The 22,920-nt window shown below is 38.1% G+C and carries 18 protein-coding genes; 12 read left to right on the forward strand and 6 right to left on the reverse strand.

Annotation, left to right across the window (positions count from 1 at the left end):
• Nucleotides 1–6 precede the first annotated feature (6 nt).
• Entirely contained in the window at nt 7–1,794 is a 1,788-nt protein-coding gene (locus ACYVHJ_RS05980; protein WP_339901979.1) for a glycoside hydrolase family 15 protein, read from the forward strand.
• On the opposite strand, the gene ACYVHJ_RS05985 is transcribed toward ACYVHJ_RS05980, so the two are convergent.
• Nucleotides 1,784–2,182, reverse strand: coding sequence for a hypothetical protein (locus ACYVHJ_RS05985; RefSeq protein ID WP_339901980.1), 399 nt, complete (start codon nt 2,180–2,182; stop codon nt 1,784–1,786). The genes ACYVHJ_RS05980 and ACYVHJ_RS05985 overlap by 11 nt on opposite strands.
• Nucleotides 2,183–2,371: 189 nt before the next feature.
• On the opposite strand from ACYVHJ_RS05985, the gene ACYVHJ_RS05990 reads away from it, so the two are divergent.
• Together ACYVHJ_RS05990 and ACYVHJ_RS05995 are read left to right on the forward strand one after the other, a co-directional pair.
• The gene (locus ACYVHJ_RS05990) at nt 2,372–2,716 is read left to right on the forward strand and encodes a single-stranded DNA-binding protein (RefSeq protein ID WP_339906183.1); all 345 of its coding nucleotides are present in this window, start codon (nt 2,372–2,374) and stop codon (nt 2,714–2,716) included.
• A 346-nt stretch (nt 2,717–3,062) separates the two neighbouring features.
• Nucleotides 3,063–3,359 (forward strand): Dabb family protein, encoded by a 297-nt coding sequence (locus tag ACYVHJ_RS05995; RefSeq protein ID WP_339906185.1) that lies wholly within the window; start codon nt 3,063–3,065, stop codon nt 3,357–3,359.
• 39 nt (nt 3,360–3,398) lie between these two features.
• Here the strand turns inward: ACYVHJ_RS05995 and hslV are convergent, their stop codons facing one another.
• Nucleotides 3,399–3,941: an ATP-dependent protease subunit HslV gene (hslV, locus tag ACYVHJ_RS06000; protein WP_460513184.1), complete on the reverse strand. Its 543-nt coding sequence runs from the start codon at nt 3,939–3,941 to the stop codon at nt 3,399–3,401.
• 90 nt (nt 3,942–4,031) lie between these two features.
• On the reverse strand, nt 4,032–5,684 hold the full coding sequence (locus tag ACYVHJ_RS06005) for a dihydrolipoamide acetyltransferase family protein (RefSeq protein WP_460513186.1): 1,653 nt from the start codon (nt 5,682–5,684) through the stop codon (nt 4,032–4,034).
• A 122-nt stretch (nt 5,685–5,806) separates the two neighbouring features.
• Here ACYVHJ_RS06005 and ACYVHJ_RS06010 point away from each other — a divergent pair, with 122 nt between their 5' ends.
• The 8 genes from ACYVHJ_RS06010 to ACYVHJ_RS06045 all read left to right on the forward strand — a co-directional run bounded on the left by ACYVHJ_RS06010 (nt 5,807) and on the right by ACYVHJ_RS06045 (nt 13,597).
• Nucleotides 5,807–6,775: a YheT family hydrolase gene (locus tag ACYVHJ_RS06010; protein WP_460513188.1), complete on the forward strand. Its 969-nt coding sequence runs from the start codon at nt 5,807–5,809 to the stop codon at nt 6,773–6,775.
• 18 nt (nt 6,776–6,793) lie between these two features.
• Nucleotides 6,794–7,492: an SOS response-associated peptidase gene (locus ACYVHJ_RS06015; protein ID WP_460513190.1), complete on the forward strand. Its 699-nt coding sequence runs from the start codon at nt 6,794–6,796 to the stop codon at nt 7,490–7,492.
• On the forward strand, nt 7,492–8,394 hold the full coding sequence (locus ACYVHJ_RS06020; RefSeq protein ID WP_460513192.1) for an MBL fold metallo-hydrolase: 903 nt from the start codon (nt 7,492–7,494) through the stop codon (nt 8,392–8,394). Before ACYVHJ_RS06015 ends, ACYVHJ_RS06020 begins: the two co-directional genes overlap by 1 nt.
• Nucleotides 8,395–8,477: 83 nt before the next feature.
• On the forward strand, nt 8,478–9,476 hold the full coding sequence (locus ACYVHJ_RS06025) for a 3-oxoacyl-ACP synthase III family protein (RefSeq protein WP_339903590.1): 999 nt from the start codon (nt 8,478–8,480) through the stop codon (nt 9,474–9,476).
• A complete protein-coding gene (locus ACYVHJ_RS06030; protein WP_460513194.1) occupies nt 9,470–10,072 on the forward strand; it encodes a hypothetical protein in 603 nt (200 codons plus the stop codon). The genes ACYVHJ_RS06025 and ACYVHJ_RS06030 overlap by 7 nt, the downstream gene beginning before the upstream one ends.
• A gap of 157 nt (nt 10,073–10,229) precedes the next feature.
• Nucleotides 10,230–11,813 carry a toxin-antitoxin system YwqK family antitoxin gene (locus ACYVHJ_RS06035; protein ID WP_460513196.1) on the forward strand — a complete coding sequence of 528 codons (1,584 nt, stop codon included), beginning with the start codon at nt 10,230–10,232 and terminating at the stop codon, nt 11,811–11,813.
• Nucleotides 11,814–11,858: 45 nt separating this feature from the next.
• Nucleotides 11,859–12,038 carry a Lacal_2735 family protein gene (locus ACYVHJ_RS06040; RefSeq protein ID WP_460513198.1) on the forward strand — a complete coding sequence of 60 codons (180 nt, stop codon included), beginning with the start codon at nt 11,859–11,861 and terminating at the stop codon, nt 12,036–12,038.
• A gap of 149 nt (nt 12,039–12,187) precedes the next feature.
• Nucleotides 12,188–13,597 carry a DUF6600 domain-containing protein gene (locus ACYVHJ_RS06045; RefSeq protein ID WP_460513200.1) on the forward strand — a complete coding sequence of 470 codons (1,410 nt, stop codon included), beginning with the start codon at nt 12,188–12,190 and terminating at the stop codon, nt 13,595–13,597.
• A 309-nt stretch (nt 13,598–13,906) separates the two neighbouring features.
• Here the strand turns inward: ACYVHJ_RS06045 and ACYVHJ_RS06050 are convergent, their stop codons facing one another.
• A complete protein-coding gene (locus tag ACYVHJ_RS06050) occupies nt 13,907–14,824 on the reverse strand; it encodes a sugar phosphate isomerase/epimerase family protein (protein ID WP_460513202.1) in 918 nt (305 codons plus the stop codon).
• A gap of 437 nt (nt 14,825–15,261) precedes the next feature.
• Between ACYVHJ_RS06050 and ACYVHJ_RS06055 the strand changes: the two genes are divergently transcribed.
• Entirely contained in the window at nt 15,262–16,698 is a 1,437-nt protein-coding gene (locus tag ACYVHJ_RS06055; protein ID WP_460513204.1) for a hypothetical protein, read from the forward strand.
• Here the strand turns inward: ACYVHJ_RS06055 and porU2 are convergent.
• Nucleotides 16,687–21,741 (reverse strand): putative type IX secretion system sortase PorU2, encoded by a 5,055-nt coding sequence (gene porU2, locus ACYVHJ_RS06060; RefSeq protein ID WP_460513206.1) that lies wholly within the window; start codon nt 21,739–21,741, stop codon nt 16,687–16,689. The genes ACYVHJ_RS06055 and porU2 overlap by 12 nt on opposite strands.
• Nucleotides 21,728–22,834, reverse strand: coding sequence for a PorV/PorQ family protein (locus tag ACYVHJ_RS06065; protein WP_460513208.1), 1,107 nt, complete (start codon nt 22,832–22,834; stop codon nt 21,728–21,730). Before ACYVHJ_RS06065 ends, porU2 begins: the two co-directional genes overlap by 14 nt.
• Between the last annotated feature and the right edge of the window lie 86 nt (nt 22,835–22,920).

Consider the following 22,920-nt stretch of genomic DNA (forward strand, 5'->3'; position numbering starts at 1 on the left):
ACTTTTATGGAAAAGCATACCTACGGCACCGGATTAATAGGCAATTGTAGTTACATCGCTCACATCGAAAAAAACACAAATATAAGTTGGCTTTGTATGCCAAGATTTGACAGTGATTTTTTATTTGGCAGCATGCTTGACAAGGAAAAAGGCGGGGAATTTACTATCCTACCTCCCGACAATAACTTTACTTCTCGTCAAGAATACCGTGAAAATTCTAATATCCTCGACACATTTATTGAGACTGCGGAGGGTGAGGCTTATAAGGTCACAGATTTTGCCCCAAGGTTTTTCAATTATGAAAGGTATTTTAAACCATCCATGGTAATTCGGAAAATCAAACCCATTAAAGGTGAACCTAAGATCAAAATCAATTGCCATCCCGTTTCAAACTACGGTAAAAATAAACTAAAAGCAATTCCAGAAAGCAATCACATCCAATACTCCGGAAGAGATCAAGAAGTTAGACTTACCACCAATTGCTCCATTACTTATATAATGGAAGAGGAGGCTTTTCACCTTCAAAAAACAGTATACCTGGTGCTTACTTATGGCAGCCCCTTAGAAGCTCCTATAGAAAGTACGGTTGAAAAATTTTTAATCGCTACACTTAAGTATTGGAGAAATTGGGTTAAATCTACAAGTATTCCAAATTTTCACCAGAGACTGGTTGTCCGCTCTTCACTGATTCTAAAAATTCACCAGTATGAAGATACCGGGGGAATAATCGCTTCATCTACTTCCAGTTTACCGGAGTCGCCCGGCTCAACTAGAAACTGGGACTATCGGTATTGTTGGATGAGAGATGCCTATTATACCTTAAATGTTTTTAATCATCTTGGCCATTTTGAGGAACTGGAAAGGTATTTTGAATATCTACAAAACCTTCCTACTGATAATAGAGGCAGGTACCAGCCATTATATGCCATTACAGGGTCCTCCAAACTTATTGAGGTTATCTCGGATCTGGATGGTTACAAAGGTGAAAAACCCGTCAGGTTTGGCAACGACGCTTATACCCATATTCAAAATGATCTTTACGGACAAGTATTGGTAACCTTACTCCCTCTATACGCTGACAAACGGTTTGTAGAATCCGAAAAAAGTCATTCAAAACCTTTTATCAATAACCTACTTGATAAAATTGAAGAAACTATGGATGAAAAAGATGCCGGACTGTGGGAATTTAGGAATTTACAGCAAGAGCATTGCTACACCTTCCTTTTCCATTGGGCAGGATCATGTGCGGCCATCAAAATAGCAGAACGGATGAACGACACAGAAATGATGGAAAAAGCCATCGATTTGAAAAATAAGTCGATCCAGAAGATAGAGGCTTGTTATATTCCTGAAAGAAAAGCTTATGCACAAGCCATAGGATCTAAACACATGGATGCAAGCACTTTGCAATTAATCACTATGGGATATTTTGGTGACGATATAGAGAAAGCCAACAATCACTTAAAAGCTTTGGAAGAAGATCTTTTGGCCAAAAACTACTTGTTTTACAGGTACAAACATCAAGATGATTTTGGCGCTCCGGAAACCACCTTCTTAATATGTGCTTTCTGGTACATTGAAGCCTTGGCTTGCGTTAATCGCTTGGATGAAGCATTGGAAGGCTTTGAGACACTCAGTAAATATTGCAACCACTTGCAATTATTTTCAGAGGATGTGGATCAACATACCGGTAGTCAGTGGGGTAATTTCCCTCAAACTTACAGCCATGTAGGACTATTGAATGCAGCTTACAGAATTGACAAAAAACTAGACAAGCCAAATTTTATCCTTTGATAGAATTTGGCTTGTCCAAATGCTCATTTTTTAATCTAACCACCAAAAACCAGTCATGTTCAAGTTTGAGGTAGCCATAATCATAGCAGTAAATGTATTTACTGCCTTTTTTTGTTGTATAGGAATGCGTTCCATACTTAAAAATAAAGCCACTGTTTAATAATTTTTCTCTAGAAATTTTAGTTGTATCTTCTCCATCTTTCAGCACACTTGCAAGAATGTTTCTGTTTTTTTTCAAGGCATTGTTAATGTTTCGAATAAAATTATTGCCTCCGGATTTCATTTTATTATTGTAATGGATCCTACAATAATCATCACAAAACCGTTTATCAGCCCTTCCATTTAGCGGGGCTCCGCAATCTATACAATTTTGAATTCGAGGAGACATCTTTTATAAAACACTTATTTAACCTAATATAAGTATAAAATAAATTTAAAAAAACGTTTGTAAACGTTTACAAACGTTTACAAACGGATACAAACGTATAACATCGGACTAAATGTAGCCGCACTCCCCAACTTTGTACTGTTCCAAAATCGGAAACGAATTTATCTATTCACACTAAATAACAATATCATGAACAGTATTAGAAACAATGTACAATTGATTGGAAGATTAGGCGCAAAAGCTGATTTCAAAACAGTAAAAGGAGACACTCCGATGGTAAAATTAAACCTTGCCACTAACGAGTTTTACAAAAATAGCAAAGGAGAGAAAGTGGAAGAAACTTATTGGCATAACCTGGTGGCCTTTGGTAAAACGGCCGAAATAATAAACAAATATACCGACAAAGGTTCTGAAATTTGCATTCAAGGCAAACTGGTCAATCGTTCTTATGAAGACAAAGACGGGCAAAAAAGGTACATAACAGAAGTCCAAATCAACGATGTATTGCTTATGGGTGACAAGTCCAAGGCCTGAATTTCAAGTAAACTTAAATCCTGGATACAGATTACAGTCTCTTTTTGTATCCAGGATTTATATTACACACCACTCTCTGCACATTTATAGAATGGCGCATAAGGCAAAGGCTATAGCAATTGGTTCTACATCACCGTACCTCTCCCAGCAATAAAGCCTAACCTATAGGGAATTAGTTCTTTTTGGATTTAGGCATTTCATAATCTTTGCGTTTTTATCTTTTTTAAACTTATCTTTTTACCTTTATTTATTATTGGTTCAAGCTATTTAAAAGCTTATCTCAACAATCCCTAGTCTCACCTAGGGATTATGGTCTTATAAACCCAGTTTCAAATAAAAATTTATTATGATTGTACACCAAGTATTCTTTTGGCTTCATAAGCCTGAAAAAGATTTAAACGCAGTTCTAGAAGGTTGCAAAGAAATTGCGCAAGCAGAGAGTGTAAAAAGTTACGCCATAGGCAAACCTGCTGCTACGGAAAAACGAGAAGTAATTGATGACAGTTACGATATTGCCCTAATGGTTAATTTTGAAAGCATTGCGGATCATGACCTGTATCAAGAAGATCCTATTCACCTCAAATTTATTAAAGACCATAAAGACAAATGGGCTTCGGTCAAAATTTATGATTTCGAAGTTTGATAAAATAGAGGCTTTCTTACTAGAAAGCCTCTTTTAATTTTAATTGGTTACTTCTTCGATTATTGTATTGTGGTTGGTATAGATACAAATATCAGCTGCTATGGTTAAACTTTCTTCCACCATTTCCTTTGCCGTTAAGCCGGTGGCAAATTTCTTTAATGCCCTGGCAGCAGATTGAGCATACATACTACCGGAACCAATTGTTGCGATCCCCATATCCGGCTCAATAACATCCCCAGTACCGGAAATAATCAATATATCCTCAGCATCAGCCACAATCATCATGGCTTCCAACTTGCTTAGCATTCTATCTGTTCTCCATTCCTTTGCCAATTCCACTGCAGCTCTTTTCATATTGTTGCTGTAGGCCCCCAGTTTCTCTTCAAATTTTTCCAAGAGTGTAAAAGCGTCTGCTGTTGATCCTGCAAAACCGGTTACAATTTTACCTCCCTGCAGTTTTCTTATTTTATTGACACTGCTTTTGGCAATGGTATTCCCCATCGTCGCTTGCCCATCCGCACCTATGGCTACTTTCCCCTCATGCTTTATGGCAACTACGGTAGTCGATTTAATTTTTTCCATTTTTGTTTTTAAACTATTTCTCAAAAACCATACTTAAAACAAAAAGTCCTATTTCTAGGACTTTTTGACATTGTTTAATGATTGGATATGTCAGATTAACAACCTAACAGGATCTTCAAGTAAACTTTTTAAAGTTTTAAGGAAAGCTGACCCTACAGCCCCATCCACTACTCGGTGATCACAAGACAAGGTAACTTTCATAACATTACCTATTTTGATTTCTCCATCTTTTACAATTGGCGTTTGTTTGATTCCACCAATTGCCAAAATACAAGCATCCGGCGGATTTATGATGGCAGTAAATTCTTCTATGCCAAACATCCCCAAATTAGAAACCGTAAAGGTATTGCCTTCCCAATCTTTTGGTTGCAATTCTTTGTTTTTGGCTTTCCCTGCCAAAGATTTGGCTTCTTTAGAAATTTGAGATAGGGATTTATTATCTGTAAATCGAATAACAGGAACCAATAATCCATCGTCTATAGCTACAGCCATGCCAATGTGAACATGATCATTGTATCTGATTTTGTCTTCCATCCACGCAGAATTAACTGCTGGATGTTGTTTAAGAGAGGCAGCGGCTGCTTTGATGACCATATCATTGAAAGATATTTTCACTGGAGCAACTTCATTCATACTTTTTCTAGCCTCAATCGCTTTGTCCATGTTGATTTCCATGGTCAAGTAAAAATGAGGTGCAGTGAATTTACTTTCTGCCAATCGCTTGGCAATCACCTTCCTCATTTGAGAGACTTTTACATCAGTATAGGACTCTTGACCTATGGCAACGCCATCTGCCGAATCACTGCTTGATGCAGCGGTAGCTGCAACTTTTGAAGGATCAAAATTCTCTATGTCCTTTTTAATTATTCTGCCGTTATCACCGCTTCCTTGAACGAGTGAAATATCTATGCCTTTTTCGCTTGCCATTTTCTTGGCAAGAGGAGAGGCTTTAATTCTACCTTTATCCGTTGAATTAGAAGTAGAATCGGCTACAGCACTAGATGGCTTATTTTCCTCTGCTTTTGGAGCTGGTTTCTCTTCTTTTGCAGGTTCTGATTTTGCCTCTTCAGCACCAGATGATTTTTGTTGGTGGGCTTTAAGTAAGGTCTTATAATCAGCATCTTTCTCACCAATGATGGCAATGACTCCATTTACTTCAACCGAATCCCCTTCAGACACACCGATGTAAAGCAGGGTTCCATCATCATAAGACTCTAATTCCATGGTCGCCTTATCAGTTTCCACCTCGGCTAAGACATCACCTGCCTTGACTTCGTCTCCCTCCTTTTTCAACCAGCTGGCGATGGTACCTTCCTGCATGGTATCACTCATCTTAGGCATAGTGATTACCGTAGCAGCAATTCCTGAAACATCTATTTCAGCAGTAGTTTCCTTAGCTTTATCTTCAGAATTTTCTTCAGCTGTTTCTTCTTTACTTTCAGCAGCAGCACTTTCTGAGCTTCCTCCTGAGTCCACATCTTTCAAAAGATCGTCTATATTCTCACCTTCTTCACCCAGAATGGCAATAACACCATTGACAGGAACAGCATCCTTTTCCTTTACTCCAATGTGAAGCAAGGTACCCTCATCGTATGATTCCAGTTCCATGGTCGCTTTATCAGTTTCCACTTCTGCCAGAATATCTCCGGGTTTTACTTTATCACCTACCTTTTTCAACCATTGAGCAATCACCCCTTCTTCCATGGTGTCGCTCATTTTGGGCATTCGTATTATTTCGGCCATAAGTTAAATTATTCGAATTCATATTTTCAGCAATCCAAAAATAGTTCTTAAAATATGTTTATTCAAATTTAATAATAGTATTTTCACGTAAGATAGAAAAGTGAATCGAGTAAAGTCATAGAATGCCAGTAGTTAAAACATCAAAATATCTCCGAAATCAGCTTCTTTTTAATGGCCATTTACAAACCATTTACCCTGCCATCTTTAGAAAAAAAGTTGATTTACCATTTAAAAGGGAGAGAATTAACACAACTGACGGGGATTTCTTAGATCTTGACTGGTTAAAAAAAGGAAAGGATAGTTTAGTTATTTTGAGTCATGGTTTGGAGGGAAACAGCCAAAGACCTTATATGACAGGAATGGCAAAAATGTTTTTTGAATCAGGTTACGATGTCCTCAATTGGAATTTTAGAGGTTGTAGTGAATCCATGAATACTCAACCCGTATTTTATCACTCCGGAGCCACTTATGACTTAGACTTGGTAATTTCTCATGCTGCCAAACATTATCCTACAATCCACCTAATAGGATTTAGCTTGGGCGCTAATCTTACCCTTAAATACCTCGGTGAGCACACCTGGAAAAGTATAAAATACATAGAAAAAGCAGTTGCTATTTCGGTACCTTTGGATTTGGGAGGCTCTTGTGACAGAATAGACGAATTTGGAAATAAATTATATGCCTATAACTTTCTTTATTCGTTAAAGCAGAAAATAAGAAAAAAAGCTTTATTATTCCCAGAAAAATTATCGGTTAAAAAACTCTCGGGTATTCATTCACTAAGGGGTTTTGACAATGAATTTACAGCCCCGTTGCATGGGTTTAAGGATGCCGCGGATTATTACCAGCAGTGTTCCTCCCTGCATTTTCTACCCCATATTAAACACCCCACCTTGGTATTGAACGCGCAAAATGACCCATTTTTAAGTAGGGCTTGTTATCCAACCAATGCCAATAAATATGAGACATCCTTGTACCTGGAATACCCAAAACATGGAGGCCATGTTGGATTTAGCCCAAGAACAGTAAAAGAAAGATTCTGGTCGGAAACAAGGGCTTTGGAATTCATCCAAAATAAAAATTTTAATTAGGATTTTGATAAAAATAATATGTGTGGAAGATATTCGCTCGCAAAATCAAAAATGGAACTTGAAGAAAGATTTCAAGCAGAGATGCTGGAAGATTTCAAACCTCGGTACAATATTGCACCTTCTCAATTGGTTCCAGTGATCACTTCAGATAGTCCAAAAGGCTTTTCTCACTTCTATTGGGGCATCACCCCAAGCTTTGCAAAGAACAAACCTGTGGCCAATAAACTGATCAATGCCAGGGCTGAAACTATCACGGAAAAGATTTCTTTTAAGAACGCCTTTAAAAAAAGTAGATGCCTGGTTCCGGCAGATGGCTTTTTTGAATGGAAAAAGGTGGGAAAAAAAACCAAAGTTCCTTACAGGTTTGTCTTTCTTAATGAGTCTTTGTTTTCATTTGCAGGAATATGGGAAGAGTTTGAAACTGAAAAAGGGGAAATTGCTCACACATTTACCATATTAACAACCCGACCCAACAGCTTGACCTCCGAAATACACGATAGAATGCCGGTAATCTTAAAAAAAGAGAACGAAGAAAAATGGCTGAACCTAAACAGTAGCGAAGATGAGCTATTGGATATGCTAGCCCCCTATCCGGATGAGCAAATGACAAAATACACCGTATCACCTATGGTTAACCAAGTAGTAAACGACAGCCCTTTTGTAATTAGGAAAACACTTCCTATGGATCAGTTTGGTAATTACACCCTTTTTGGATAATGTATACAATCCAGACAATTGACTTGAAGTTTCAGCAGGTTGAAGAAACTATTGCCAGTTTCTTAATTCAAGGCGAGGGTAAACCGGTATTAATTGAAACAGGCCCCCACAGTACTTGGATTCAGTTGAAATTTAGCCTGCAGCATCTTGGTTATCAACCTAAAGATTTAGCTGCTGTTCTGTTGACCCATATACATTTTGACCATGCCGGAGCTGCATGGGAATTTGCTAAAGCCGGCGTAAAGGTATACCTCCACCCAAAGGGTTTGGAACACTTATCCAACCCCGAAAGGCTTTGGAACTCTGCCGCTAAGATCTATGGCAATGAACAAATGGATACCTTATGGGGGCCAATGGAAAGTATTGACCAAAGTTTGCTGGTTCCTGTGGAAGACAAAGAACAGGTTTTGATTGAAGACCTAACCTTCATTCCCATTCACAGCCCGGGCCATGCCAGCCACCATATTGCCTGGCAATTAGATGACATGATATTTACTGGTGATGTGGGCGGGGTTAAAATAAATGATGGGCCTGTAGTTCCTCCTTGCCCTCCTCCCGACATTGATATTGAAGCATGGAAGGCCTCCGTTGCCAAAATATTAGATCGCCAACCTAAGGGATTGTACTTAACTCATTTTGGTAAAATCATCAATCCAAAAGAGCACCTAGACCAATTGATAGAAATTCTTGATGACTGGGCCCGTTGGATAAAAAAAAGGTTTGACAATAAGGATCAAGTTGATGATATCACACCTGAATTTATGAAATACACCGCCAAGCAATTGGAAAGTAAAGGTGCCGACAAAAATCTTCAGAAGCTATATGAACTAGCCAACCCTAGTTGGATGTCAGTAGGAGGTTTACTTAGGTATTGGAAATTGAAAAAAGAAAACCGATTATGATTTTCATAATTTGACAAAAACACCAAAATTGATTTTTCAATTAAATTCAACATATTTGTTGTCCAACTAATATCAATAGTAAAATGCTGAAATCAATTATCGCAGGTGCCGGCCATTGCTTACCGGAAAGAGTCGTAACAAACGATGACCTTTCCAAAATGATGAATACCAATGATGAGTGGATCGTAGAGAGAACAGGTATTCGGGAAAGAAGGTGGTTTACACCGGGTGTGGACACTGTCACCAGCATGGCAAAAAATGCATCAATTATGGCTATTCAAAATGCCGGAATTGAAACTAACGCTATTGATTTTATCATTTTTGCAACCGTTACACCGGATTATTTTATCCCTGGAAATGGGGTGTTGCTTCAAAGAGAACTTGGTTTACAGGGCATTGGAGCATTGGATGTAAGAAATGCCTGCTCAGGATTTATTTATGCCCTCTCCATTGCGGATCAGTTTATCAAGACAGGTATGTACAAAAACATTCTTGTAGTAGGAGCAGAAATTCAGTCTTCAGCATTAAGTAAAAATGATGAGGGTAGATCCAGTGCCGTCATTTTTGCAGATGGGGCAGGTGCAGTAGTTTGTAGCGCTACTGAGGATAAAAACAGAGGGATCCTTACTACTCACCTGCATGCAGATGGCGATTTTGCTGAAGAACTATATGTTAAAGACCCTGGAAGTAGCCGAGAAATTAGACTTTCTACCCCCTTAATCGAAAGTGGCTCTTTTAATTTATCAATGAATGGAAACACAGTTTTTAAACATGCGGTATTGAGGTTTAAAGAGGTGATTGAAGAAGCTTTAAATGCCAATAGTTTCCATAGCTCTGACATTGATTTATTGATCCCTCATCAAGCAAACCTAAGGATTAGCCAATACATCCAAGAAAAAATGGGGTTAAGCGATGCACAGGTCTTCAACAATATCATGTATTATGGAAATACCACTGCAGCTACAATTCCTATCGCTATAAGTGAAGTTATGCAGCAAGGGAAAGTCAAATCAGGCGACCTGGTCTGTCTGGCAGCCTTTGGTAGTGGCTTTTCTTGGGCTTCAGCTCTGATAAGATGGTAAAAAATCATGACGATACTGGTTCAATCTCCACCTTAATTCAAATCACGAAAGAAAAGGAATTATTTGAAAACATAAGTCGGGCAAAAAAAGAATTTATTCATGCATTGTCTCTGGTAGGAAATCGTATTCCTTTTAATAAAATTGAGGAGATCCATGATGAGCATAAAGGCATTAAAATCAGCCAAGGCAATGAATTGCAAAGCTGCCCCTATCAAGTGTTAGACATTGTGAGGGATTTTGATCTTAACACCGGGTTAAATATCAGAATCCTACATTGGTGGGGAAGAGGAGCCTATTTCCTTGTCTTTTATGGTGCAAATCACCCCTTAATTGTAAAGCCCAATAAACTATTCAAATGGTTAAAGTATAAATCTTTTGATTTGTGCACCACCGGCCTTTGGGATTATAAGGAAATAATCGATCAAAAAAAGATTATTCCAAGCAGTAGTCTAACTCTAGAACTGATGATGAATCACCTTAAAAGTGAATTTCCTTTTCAAATAATTAAACCAATCTCATTTGATAATCTCAGTACGCTTCGTCAAAAATTGGAAGCAGAATTTATAGATTTTCATGCCTTTCATCTTGAGAGATAAATTTTAGTTTTTGGTTTTAATTAAGTTAGCAATAGCTATAAATAGAAATATTGTTAAACTTTCACCGAATGAAATGTAATTTTTTAACTATATAATGTAAATTGGAACCAAGATTGTATCCATTTCGTATGACTTTACTAAATCGATTAAAAAACTCATGAAATATACATTTGCCTGGCTTTTGATGATTTTTTTTGTGTCTTCTTCGTATGGACAAGGCCAAGTAGTAAACCTCTATAACCAAGACTCCACCCTTATGGGCAATGGCGTCATGCTAAACAACAAAATGGATGGACTATGGAAATTTATCAACCCCAAAACCAACCGTCTCATCCAACAAGGTAATTTTAAAAATGGTCTTAAAGATGGGGAATGGACCATTTATTTTTCAAACAAACAAAAACATATTGTAGCAGAGTATAAAGACAACAAAAGGAATGGGTCCTTTTTAGAGTACGATTTAGGTGGAGCTTTGATTAAAAATGCGGTTTATCAAGACAGCGTATTAGTAGGCCCTTATAAAGAATACTATGGTAACCAAAGCAGGTCTGGGTATGCCAATCCCAAACAAGTTAAAACTGAGGGCAATTATATCAATGGAAAAAAAACCGGCGAATGGGTTTTTTACTATGATAATGGAAAAAAAGCAGTTGAGATTAATTACGAAGAAGGGTTAAAGGTTGGCCCTTATAAAGAATATGATCCATTTGATCAGTTGGTTGTTGAGGCAAACTACACCAACAATCAACCGGATGGTGAATTCAAGAGATTCTCACCAAATGGTAGAATTCAGGAGTCCGGAGAATACAATTCGGGAAGAAGAGTTGGAAAATGGACGAGTTATTTCCCTAATACCAATATTGTGGAGTCCGTAAAACTCTATGACAAATCAGGCCATAAAACCGGTACCTGGACCTATTTCTATGAAAACAAAAGAACTGCAAGGGTAGAAAGATACGAAAATGACATTCCAGTTGGAAAATGGGAAGAATTCTTCACAGATAAATCATTGTCAAAGCAGGTTATTTATGACTTAGGTGTACCTACAGGTAAATACATTGAAAATCACAGCAATGGAAAACCGTCTGTCAGAGGGCAATATGAAAATGGTTTTCGATCCGGGGTTTGGAAAAGCTATTATCCTGAAGGCAACTTATTTTCCATAGGAGAATATAAAAATGACTTGAAATCAGGACTGTGGAAATACTTTAATAAAATTGGAATCCTTGTTGCCGAAGGTAAATACCAATTGGGCAATGAACATGGGCAATGGTTTTATTATTACGATGGTGGCCAATTGAAGTCTGTAGGAAGTTATTTACTTGGTCAGGAGGATGGTATTTGGGGTCTATTTTATGACAACAAGCAACTGACTCAAGAGGAAACTTGGGATTTTGGCAGGTTGCTAAACATTAGCGAATATAACAATTACAATGGCAGTAAAACATTAAATCCGGGTACCTTAAGGGATGGAAATGGCACTAGGATTACCTATTATATTAATGGGGCAAAAGAATCGGAAGGCAACTACCAATCCGGCAAACCTGAGGGGAATTGGAAATATTACCATGATAACGGAAGGTTAGCCTCCGAAGGAAAAATGGTGGATGGCAAAAAAGAAGGACCTTGGAAATATTATACCCGTTCCGGAAACCTTGAAGATATTATCCAATTTGATGATGATGAAGTTTTACCTAATGAAATTCCCGAAGAAAGTGACTTATTTCAAGATTTTGATTAATGTCTGAACATATTGATCTTTTACGTGTTGTCTAAATAAAAAGCGATGTTTGGACTATTTAAAAAGAAATCACCTCTAGAAAAACTTCAGGAACAATACCAATCTTTCCTTGAAAAAGCACATAAAGCTTCACATCATGACCGTAAACTTTCTGACAAGTTAATGGCTGATGCAGAAGAGGTTGCAAAAAAAATTGACAAATTGAAAATTCACCAAGCTAAGTAATTTCACAAATCCAATTGTTTAACTTTCAATTTATAGCTAATCACAAACCGATTTACCTCTATTAACATCTTTTAAGACACCCGCGTAAAATTGAAGAAAACTTGGAACACTTATTGTAATATCAATATTATCACCAATAATTATGTGCCATGAAAAATTCAATAAACAACTGGTCAAGGTATGTAGCATCCTTAAAAGTAATTGGCTTAGTTTTACTATTATTCTTTGTTGGTAGTAAACAAAATACAAAGGCAGCCCCTATATCAATTTCATTTCAGGTATTTTATGATGAATTAAGTCCATACGGAGATTGGATAGAGGATCCTAATTATGGGTTTATTTGGGTACCTTACGTAGACCAATCATTTCAACCCTACAGTACCAATGGTCACTGGGTAATGTCCAATTATGGAAATACATGGGTATCTCAATACAATTGGGGATGGGCACCTTTCCACTATGGTAGATGGTTTTTTAGTGATTTTTATGGTTGGGCCTGGATCCCCGGATACGAATGGGGTCCTGCATGGGTTAGCTGGAGATCAGGTAGAGGTTATTACGGGTGGGTTCCTTTAGGACCACAAAGACACTTTTACCGTACCGCCAGACACTATGGATATTCTCACTGGGTATTCGTACCAAGGAGAAGATTATTAAGTAGAAAAATCCACAGGTATTTTATGCGTGGACGCAATGTAAATGTAATCTACAATCAAACAACTATTATTAACAATACCTATGTTCACAATAATGTAAGGTTCAATGCAGGTCCAAGCAGGGCAGAGTTAAAAAGAACTACCCGAAAAAACGTTCCTGTATTTACAGTAAAACAAGGGAGAAGGCCGGGTAGGGCTTCGATTGGAAACAATAGTATCAATCTATACAGGCCTCAAGTTTCTCCAAGGTCTTCATCTAGAAGCTCTAATACCGTCAGACCGAAAAAGTATGTGAGTGCTAGGGAATATAGTAATGCGAGATCAACTGCAGGAAACCCTTCAATTAGAAGATCATCTTCCGCAACTAACTCAAGAAACAATAATGTACGGTCTGAAACCTTAAGAAAGAGCAATAGTCCGGCTTCAAGGTCAGCAAGAAGTACCGTTACACCTGGTAGAAGCAATTCGAATCAAAGAGCTGTTTCTCCTTCAAACAGTACGAGATCTAATAGGTCTATGGTAACTCCCAATTCAAGAAGAAGTAATGGCAACGCTGCTACCAATAGAAATAAGGTGATCCAAAGAAGTACTTCACCTTCATCCACTAATCGTAGATCTAGTGGTGTTAGCAGCCAACCAAACGTTAAAAGACAGAGTACTCCTGCCCAGAGAAGAGAAGTAAGGAGCGCACCTAGAAACCGCTCAAACTCTCGAACTGTTACTCCTCCTTCAAGAAATAACAGTCGCGTAAAAAAAGCACCGCAGCGATCTACAAATTCAAGGATCAGGTCCTCCAGCAGTAGTAACCGAACCCAAAACAGGGGTACAGTAGGTAGTTCTTCCAGAAGCTCTAGAAGTTCATCTTCAGCTACAAGGTCCAGTAGGTCTACAAGAGGAAATTAAACCGTTAATATTTAAAGAAGGTAAAGCTTCATAAGGCAATATCTTTCATCAAACACTAATAAAAATGCAGCTTAAAATTTAAGCTGCATTTTTTTATTTTTATCTATAAATCATTTTTTACGCAGGATTATGCTAAAGAATTTGTGAAGCCTGCCCCTTTCCACGGGAAGGGTTGGGAAATGGCAAGAAAATTAAATTGTTTGAAGATTTTAGTATGGCATCACTATGATGAAATTAAAAACAGCAACGAAATAGCTGACTAAGAAATGATTTCAGCACATCATAACAGGTCTATTGCATATTTCGGGTTTAAGAAGCCTCTTTCACTATGGCTTTCATTTTAGAGAGTCCTGTTTTGGCTACTAGCAAGGGATCCTGTTTCCAATAGTCAGGATTAAACAATTCAAGTGACAATACTTTATCACCTCCCATATTTTGAAGGTCTTTGACCACCTGAACCAAGGGGCCCACACCATCGCCAGGATAAACCCTATCCTTATCGGCTTGTTCTTCCCTAGGTATATTTGCAGGAAAATCATTCATGTGAAAGATCTCTACGGCATCTCCTGAAACCAGTTTTAATCCATCAAAACCCGAACCACCCCTGAACAAATGATAAATATCAGGCAACAAACGTGCATCCGGATCATTGGCTATTGCCGCCACCATTAGGATTTGCCCTAAATGGTGAAAAGGTTTGAAAGCGCCCCAAAATTCCAATTGAGGCATGACCCCGGTTTTCCTTCCTAAGTTTATTAATTCTTTGAACTTTTGACCTGCTGAGAAAAGATCTACCGGGGCTTCAGCACCAATTCCCGGAGCGGCTACCCTATGACAGCCTATGGCCGCAAGTAAATTCATTTCCTCTTCCATCTGCTTAAATCCTTGCTTGCTTTTTTCTTCATCATTAGCCATCCAAGGAGCGAAACCTATGGCATTCTCAACTTTTAATCCACTATCCTTAATTTGGGAAGCCAAAACAGAAGTACTATTTCCCTCAGCAAGGTATTTTTGTAAATCCTGGATCCAGATTTCGATCCCATCATAGCCTGCTTCAGCAGCGATTTCTATGTACTTGGCTAAACCCGGGTTTTGACCTCTTATGGTACTTGTATTTAAACAATAAGTAAACTTGCCTTTCTTTTTTGGTGCAGCAAATGATTTCATTGGCTGAATTGCAGCCAATGAGCTTAGCCCCATCGTTTTGAGTACATTTCTTCTATTCATCTCCATTTATTTACTTCTTAATTATTGGCCAATTTAATACAATTCTGAATTTGGTTAATCCCCGTATTAGCCCCATAAAACTACAAAAATTAATGGCAAAAGGAAGCGCAAGAAGGGATCAATAGGTTTCAAGGTTTAAGACTTAATAGGACAATTAAATTGCATTACCTTCAGCTAGTGTTCCCTAACGAGGAAGAACAGTCTCCCAGAAGAACCAACTAACGCACCTTATTTTCAAATCGCTTAATATTATTTATAACTTTACCCTTTCTAAGAATCTACATTTTTTATAAAAACCAATCCTAATAAATCTGAAACGCTGATTTCCCTCCCAAAGCTTATGCATTCTTTCAAAACTACTAACGTTTATGTGGAATTTTTATAGAAAGGTATCTGGTCAAAGTTCGCTCCCTAACGAAAGGAAAACTGTTACTGCTTTGAAGATACTTTTTTATGCCATTCTGATTGGCACCTTGTTGGATTTTTGGAAGTACGGCCCATATATCACACCTGATACCATTGGGTATTTAAAAATGATTGAAGGCAATTATGAAGAACTTGGTGTCTTGTCTCCCTTTTATTCCTTTGTGCTTTCTTTACCCCCATTTTCTTTTCTTTCTATTTTTGATAGGGCAAGTATTTCGGCAATAGCGATGTTTTTTCTCGCTATGTTGTTTAATTTTAAATTCTACCAACAAACCCAAATTAAAAACAAAAGTATTTTTTACGCATTGGGTTGCAGCCTACTTTCATGGTGGTCCTTCCGCATTTTAGGAAGCGCACATGCAGACAGTCATTTTTATGTTTTGTTTCTGCTTTGGATATATTTATTTATCCGGAATAACGCCGATGACAAAAGGAGTATAATTCTAATTAGCCTACTTTCAGCAGTGATGGTATGGTGCAAGCTTAATAGCTTATTTTTGATTCCACTTTTAGGTGCCTGGTTAATCCTTAGTAAAGAAAAACAATGGCTAATTGTAATAGCTGCCCTCTTAAGTTCATGGGCAGTATATCAACTGGTTCTACCTGAAAATATTCTCCAAATCCATCTGTCTAATCAGGTAGTTTTAGAAATGTTTATAACAAATCCCTTTAAGCTTTTCTATGAAAATTTGGCTACTTGGGCGCAGGTAAGCCTTGGATTAATCTTTTCTGACTTTATTACCCAATACATTCCAATGCCTGTAGCCTTTGCCTTAGGCTGCTTGGGTTTCATTTGGTTAAGCTATTATATTGTAAGATTCCGGCATAATTTCAGGGAGCCTATTTACAAACTAATCTTGATCAGTCTGGTATATAGCGTTTTTTTTCTTGGCTTTCAACAGTGGATCGGCTACAAAGAAATTAATTTCAGAACATTATTCCCGCACCTGCTAGTGTTGTCAATGGCACTATGGCTATTTCTGATACAAACGAGAAAAGTAGTGGCCTTGATAACAATTGCCATTCTTATCACAGGCCATACTTTATTGGGCCATTATTTGATTTGGCAAAGAGATGATGTTTCATCTTTATTTGCAGCAAAAAACTTTCATTACAGCAAAAAAAAGCAAACCATTGACAAGCTACTGATTGGAAATCGCCAACAGATTTATACTGATGCTCCTGAAAAAATTATGCTTTCTTTTTTAAAAAATGATGTTCTTCAAATTGCTCCAAAAACCCGGTTTATAGAGGGGAAAAACTACCAACTTAGCAAGAAGGAATCCATTTTGGAACGCAAGAAAAGTGTAGAAGCACTTTTAAATGGGGCAGCAATTATCATCCTTTTTAACAAAATGGAAATCAATGATTTAAGTAACAATCCGACTATTGGGGTACACAAGGAAAATGGATTGATAATTTATTATTTGGCTTCATCAACGCAATAAATACATTTTTCCATACCCTTTTTTGAAGGCCTTGTCTCCTGAAGTATTTCTATGTTCCATAAACTGTCCATTTTTTCTTACCAAAACCCTGTAAATATAAACACCATTGGCCAATTGGTCGCCAAATTCATCTTTTCCATCCCAGGCATATTCTGTAATATTATTCCCAATAGATACAGGACCCAATTCATCCTGGAAAATTTCCTTGACCACTTTCCCGGTTATGGTCATGATTTGGATTTTTATTTCATCAGGAATCTCCGCACCTGTAACGGTAAACACAAACCTTACATTACTACTAAAAGGGTTGGGATAGGGGTAAAAATTAGTAATCTGACTCTCATTGATCACCTCAAAACTAACTTCATAAGGAACGGTTCCGGCCATATTTCCTGCCGCATCACTTGCATTTATTTTCAAGGTATAAATCCCATCATCTAATGGTCCGGGCTGAAATTCTATGGTGAAATCCGCGTTTTCGGTAGCCGGAAACCACTTTACCCTCTCATTACTGAAGCTAATTTTTTCAAAATCACAAGTCTCACATGGTGCCCTTAACATCAACTCCATCCCTGTGGTATCTTGCTTGAGCGCAATCTCATTTTCATCCTTCACCTTTGCAGAAATAATGACCGTTGGAGAAACAATGTCACCATTCATTATGTATTTACCATCAAAATTGACATCCAAAACCGGGTTTAGATCATCGCTATTTACTTTAAAGAACTCAGGCAAATCCATCACATTATTTCTATAAACTTGTTCCGTTAAAATCCTTGGATTTACAAACACATTCAAGGAATTATTCCCTCCATTGCCTTTGGAGTCAAATTCAATGGTGAAAGTTGTAGACTCTCCGCCTTTTACAGCCGGTATTTTTATAGAATATTCTGTAACTTTCCGTTGGTCAACATTCAGGAAGGAATAGTCTACTTGAATAGAATCAAGGAAATCATGTTTTGAAATATTGATGAATTCAAACGTCAATTGATCTTCTTCTCCTTCATCTAAGATCACTTCGCTTCTTTGATCATTCAAAATCAGCACACCCTCAGGCACACCGGTATAGTCAACCTGCCACTTGGCCAATTGTGGTAACTCTTGATCAGGCAAATCTTCCAAAGAATAACGCAATCTAAGGTAAGGATAGCTATTGGCATCAAAAGCGGTAAGGTCCATTGTTTCCAAGGTCACATCTTGCAACAAGGAAACCTCACCTCCGTCAGGAGTCACTCCTAACACATCCATGGAACTATTTTCCGGCTGAAACAAATCTTTTCCTCTCACTTCATTGAAAAAGCTAATCCAATCTGATGCAGGCCCCACCTTTGGGGACAGTATGCTACCTGTAGGAAAATAACCTTGAATATCTGTTTCGAAAGAAATAACCTGAGAATCTCTTTCAATTTCATCAGCTGTGGTTGGCACCACCTCAATGGCTTCCCCCGGACGCATGCCTTTTTTTCCAAAAAGTATATAAGGATCACCGGTTACTAAGTTTCTTAATGTGGCCTCATTTGCTCCTAATTCCTTTAATTTGATATATGCTTCATCAGGCCAATCAGAAAATGTCACCCTCCCAACTGAGAAAATAATAACATAATCATCTTCTTTCATTCCATCTACAAAGTCCAATAGCATGGTATTGCCTTCACCTGTTATCCTGGCATTGGAGATGCTCTGTATAACCTGAGGTACTCTACCGCAGGACCTAGAGTCCAATACATCTATGGTTACCAATGGAACCGGCAGGTAAGGTTCTAAAGTCTGGTGATCAAAAGCCATCAATCCAAGTGTCCCATTTGGGCAGAAACGGTTAAAGGTATCTAAAATATAGGCCACACCATTTAGCATAATCTGGGTGTTCTCCACACCATAATCTTCATTTTCTGAACCAAAAGTAAAAACATCAATATTTAGGGCTGTTTCTTGAAACTGCCACTGTTGATCCGAAGCTGAAATACTGATATTGGATAATTGATTGTCTAAAAACTGAGGCAATTTTCTTTGTGTCCAGCCTTCCGGTCCATTTTCTATATAAGAAAAGCTACTCCCTTTCCAACTTACATCTTCCCCTTCTCTAGGGGAAGAAAATTTAGTCCTCCAATAAAATGTCAATGAATCAGCTTGAGGAATATCTTCAAATAAATTCACTTTCCATCTGGCCAAATTACTGGTAGTGATCCGTACTTCTTTCCTTCTTGGGCTTGAGAAATCTGAAGCGGTATCCAGCTGAATGGTTAGGTTTCTTTGCGCTGTTGTTAATCCCGGGATTTGAGCAATTAACGTTACTTCTTTTTCTTTAACAATTCCAAAATCTAAAGGAAACAAATTCAGTGTTCCGCTTAAAGGAACAAAGAATGAAACCGACACTGTATTATTGGCATAAGTCATTTCGTCAATCTCTTTGCCTTTATTTACAGTGATGGTAAACAAGTTATCACCAAAAGAATTGATGCCTGAGTTTGGGATAGAGAGCACCAAAGTATCTAACCTAAATACAGGAGGAATTGTACTTGTGGGCAGGGTAATAAGGGTTCCATCTGGAAGTTGCCGACTGACATCTACCTCCACCTCTTCTAGATCTACAATCCCCAAATTCCTAATTGGAAGAGTTAATTCTAAAGTATCGGAAAGTGAATTCAAAACTTGATCATTTACTCCTCCTAATTCAATATCATCTGCATAAATCACATAATCTGCTTTATTGGCAGGGAAAATCCTAACTGCCGGATCTCCCAACATGATAATTTGGTTGGCATGAGATTGATTTACTTCAGAATCCCCATATTTGGAAAAAAACAATTTTTCCGCCTGAAGTTTTACCCTTCCAAGATTTTGATAAATCATGCTGGAGTCTGAAAAAGCTGTGGTATAAAAGGATTCACTAAATCTCCTTAAATACACATCAATCCCCACATCTGCATGTGCCAGAAAATTTGAGGCCCCTCGCTCCGGAGTGATGATCCAGTCTTCACCAAAAGTATAAGCATCTCCAAAAGCATTTCCTGCATCACAGCCATTTAATAATAAGACAGGATATTTTCCTTTGTTCCTGTATCCCATCTCATTAACACTGGCAAAACCAATATCTATATCGGTAGTGGAAGGTGCGGCATGACCAAAGAAAGTTACCAAACTCAAACCTGCATTTACCTGATCTGAAATATTAATTAACTCGGTTGTTTCATTGGATCTTTTTCTTACCGTCTCCACATTCCCACCAAGATAAACATCCTCAGCGATTACCTTAAACCCATTGAGGAAATTATAAAACCTCTCCAATTCAAAGGCAGATCTTCCTCCACTTAAGTGCATCAAATTTTTCTGCCAAGTCTCTGAAACACCTAAGGCCTCTTTTTCCTTTATTTTATCCAAATAGGCCGCCACATCATTGGGGGTTCTGGCAGGAATCCGGCCAACACTAGTATTTCGTTCCAATGGTTTTGATGGATCTAAACCAATCACAAATCGATTATCAGAATAAGGATACCCAAAGGTGGGAACCAACTCTTGAAAACTAAAAACCGCAGGGTTATCTCTATAAAAATAAGTAATCCCTGAAGACCTTTTCGTATTGAAAATACCGTAAGCTCTACCTACCAAAAGAATATTTTCAGGTACAAATTGCTCCTGATAAAGAGCTAAAAACCTTCGGATCCCCAAAGGTGATTGTTCCCCGTAAGAAAATTGATTGTACAAATCCTGTACATTCACTGTTAGGGTATCATAGCCTCCTCCCACAGGTGTGGCCCTGTAAGCAGCATATGCCCCTACCGGGTCACCGTAATTGTCTGCCGGCTCCCTGAGCAATTTATGAGAGATAATAATAAAATTAGCCTGTTGATTGAGTAAATCCCTAAACCTAACCTTTTCTAATACATTTAATTCAAGTATATTTCTTTGATTTTGAACCAGTACTTGCCCTGCAGTTGCTCCTGTAGGAAGGTAAAGGTCAGTACCTGTTTTTTTCACCTCAAGTCTTACTGGGTTAGAAATATCCGCGATGTTATACGCAGTATATTCCTCATTTACATTATTGATTACCAATGCCTTTCCACCTTCACTAAAAGTAAATATCTCCTCTTCAAAATCTCCTGAAACACCAGTACTGCTGTAATTTAATTGCGCATAATTTATGGAAATATTGTCTAGGTTATTGTCAACCCCCAAGGAAGTCACTCTAATATAACATTCTCCTCCGGCTGAAAAATCAGACAATTCAAGTTGTTCTACCAGCACATAGTTCTCAAATTCTTCAAAGGTATACTGCCCCAGTTCTCTTAAGTTATTGACAGTAGGGCCTATCTCAACTGTCATTTTATGGGAGGTTTCGGATCTCCCGCCTATGCTAAGCTCCAGCTGCGGACTAGCTTTGCCTTCCACTACCTGCCCCAAGCCTTCAAAAGTTAATGTTCTACTTCTTCCCCTAGAAATTGTGGAAGAAGTCCAGCCTTGGCCTTGGTCATATATGGATAAATGTACTCCGGGGAAATATTCTCTTCCCAAAGCATATTGCTCAGCAAAATGCTGTATAGACTCCAACTCATATATCTCGACTTGTTCTAAGCCTTCTCCTGCAGCAGGAGTTGGAATTCTTTTACCCAAATTACCCTGGTCTATTGTAAGAAAGAATGCTGTAGTATCATTATGTGTATTGTAATGAGGATTGGTCATCCAAGATTCATCTTCATACAATAATTTGTCTAATGTTCCATCATTTCTTTTCCCTATAAATTCCAGGTAATCATTCTGGTCAAATGAGCCATCTTCTTGACCACTAATGTACACCGACACCTCTTCACCCCGGTGATAAACTTTGATCTCTCGGGGATCCAAATCATCTACTGACAGGCCTGATGCAGAAAGGGTGGTATAGCTTAATCGATAAATTCCATCCGAGCTTGTAGGTATTTTATAATAGTCTCTATCATAATTCAACCAATCATTTGACTGCCCACTCACAAAAAAGTGTTGAAAAATCCCCACCAAAAGGAAGGTCATACGCAAGGCCTTAAAACTATTTATTCTATAATCCATCATATAATCTAAAACCAGACTTTAATGGGTTAAGTGAAACTTTAACACTGAAAACATGAGAATAAGGCGTTTCTGAAATACTACCTATATCAGTAAGGGCATAATCCACTAGAACGGCCTCACTTACCCTAAACCCCAAGCCAAAACCGGGTTGAAAAGAAGTGTATTTGGAACCATCAAAATCTTTCAATGTTTGCACATTTCCCGCTCCAATCCTAAAAAATGCAGTCTGCCTGTACCCCAGCTCCATTCCGATTTTAGGAGACAAATTAAACAGGTCGCTTCCATACAATGCGTTCCTTTCTCCGTCAAAGGTTAAATCTACATCCAATACCGTCAAAAAATCAATCTCCTCTGTTAGCTCAAAATTCTTGGAAAAACTGAGGGTAGCTCTTGGGAGGGTAAGCTCTATACTATTGATAGGAATTTGATTTTGGGTTTGGGCATAAATATCTCTTACCAATTCAGCGTTATGAGACCAGGCATTAAAGGTGGTAGTAATGTCTCTGGCCATTAAGCCAACACGCCAGCCATTTTCCATATAAATAGCTCCAAAATCTAACCCGAAACCCCATGCCTTGGCAAATTTACCTACATTTCTATGGATTACTTTTGCATTCACTCCCACCTTTAAATAATCACTAATATCCCTAGCAAAGGACAAAAGCAATGCATAATCCGCAGCATTAAAAAACTGGATATTGTCATAATTTAAGGCTCCATTGGCATCATATAAAAATCGAGTATCTGGGATATCATCTACCCCAAACCTAATGAGTGAAACAGCTATTTGATTGTCTTCTTGAATATTTGTAGAATAACCTGCGAAATCAAATTTTGCAATTCCCGCAAAATACTCAGCATGCATCAAAGAGAATTCGTGCTCGTGCTTGATCCCAAGCAAACCTGCAGGATTCCAATAGGCGGCGGTAACATCATTGACTGCTGACACTTGGGCTCCGGCCATACCTAAAGCCCTAGCTCCAATCCCAATGTTCATGAATTCGTTGGAATATTTAGGGGCTATCCCTTGGGCTCTTACGGCTCCTGATAGCAAAATCCCCACCAACACACAAAAATTTACCCTACCAAACATGAGTTTAAATAATAATCCTTTCGCAAAGTAAAAAGAAAAAACCATTGTAAATATTCTGAAATTAAAAAATTATTGAATGCTTTGTT

Source organism: Cyclobacterium sediminis (assembly GCF_054781075.1).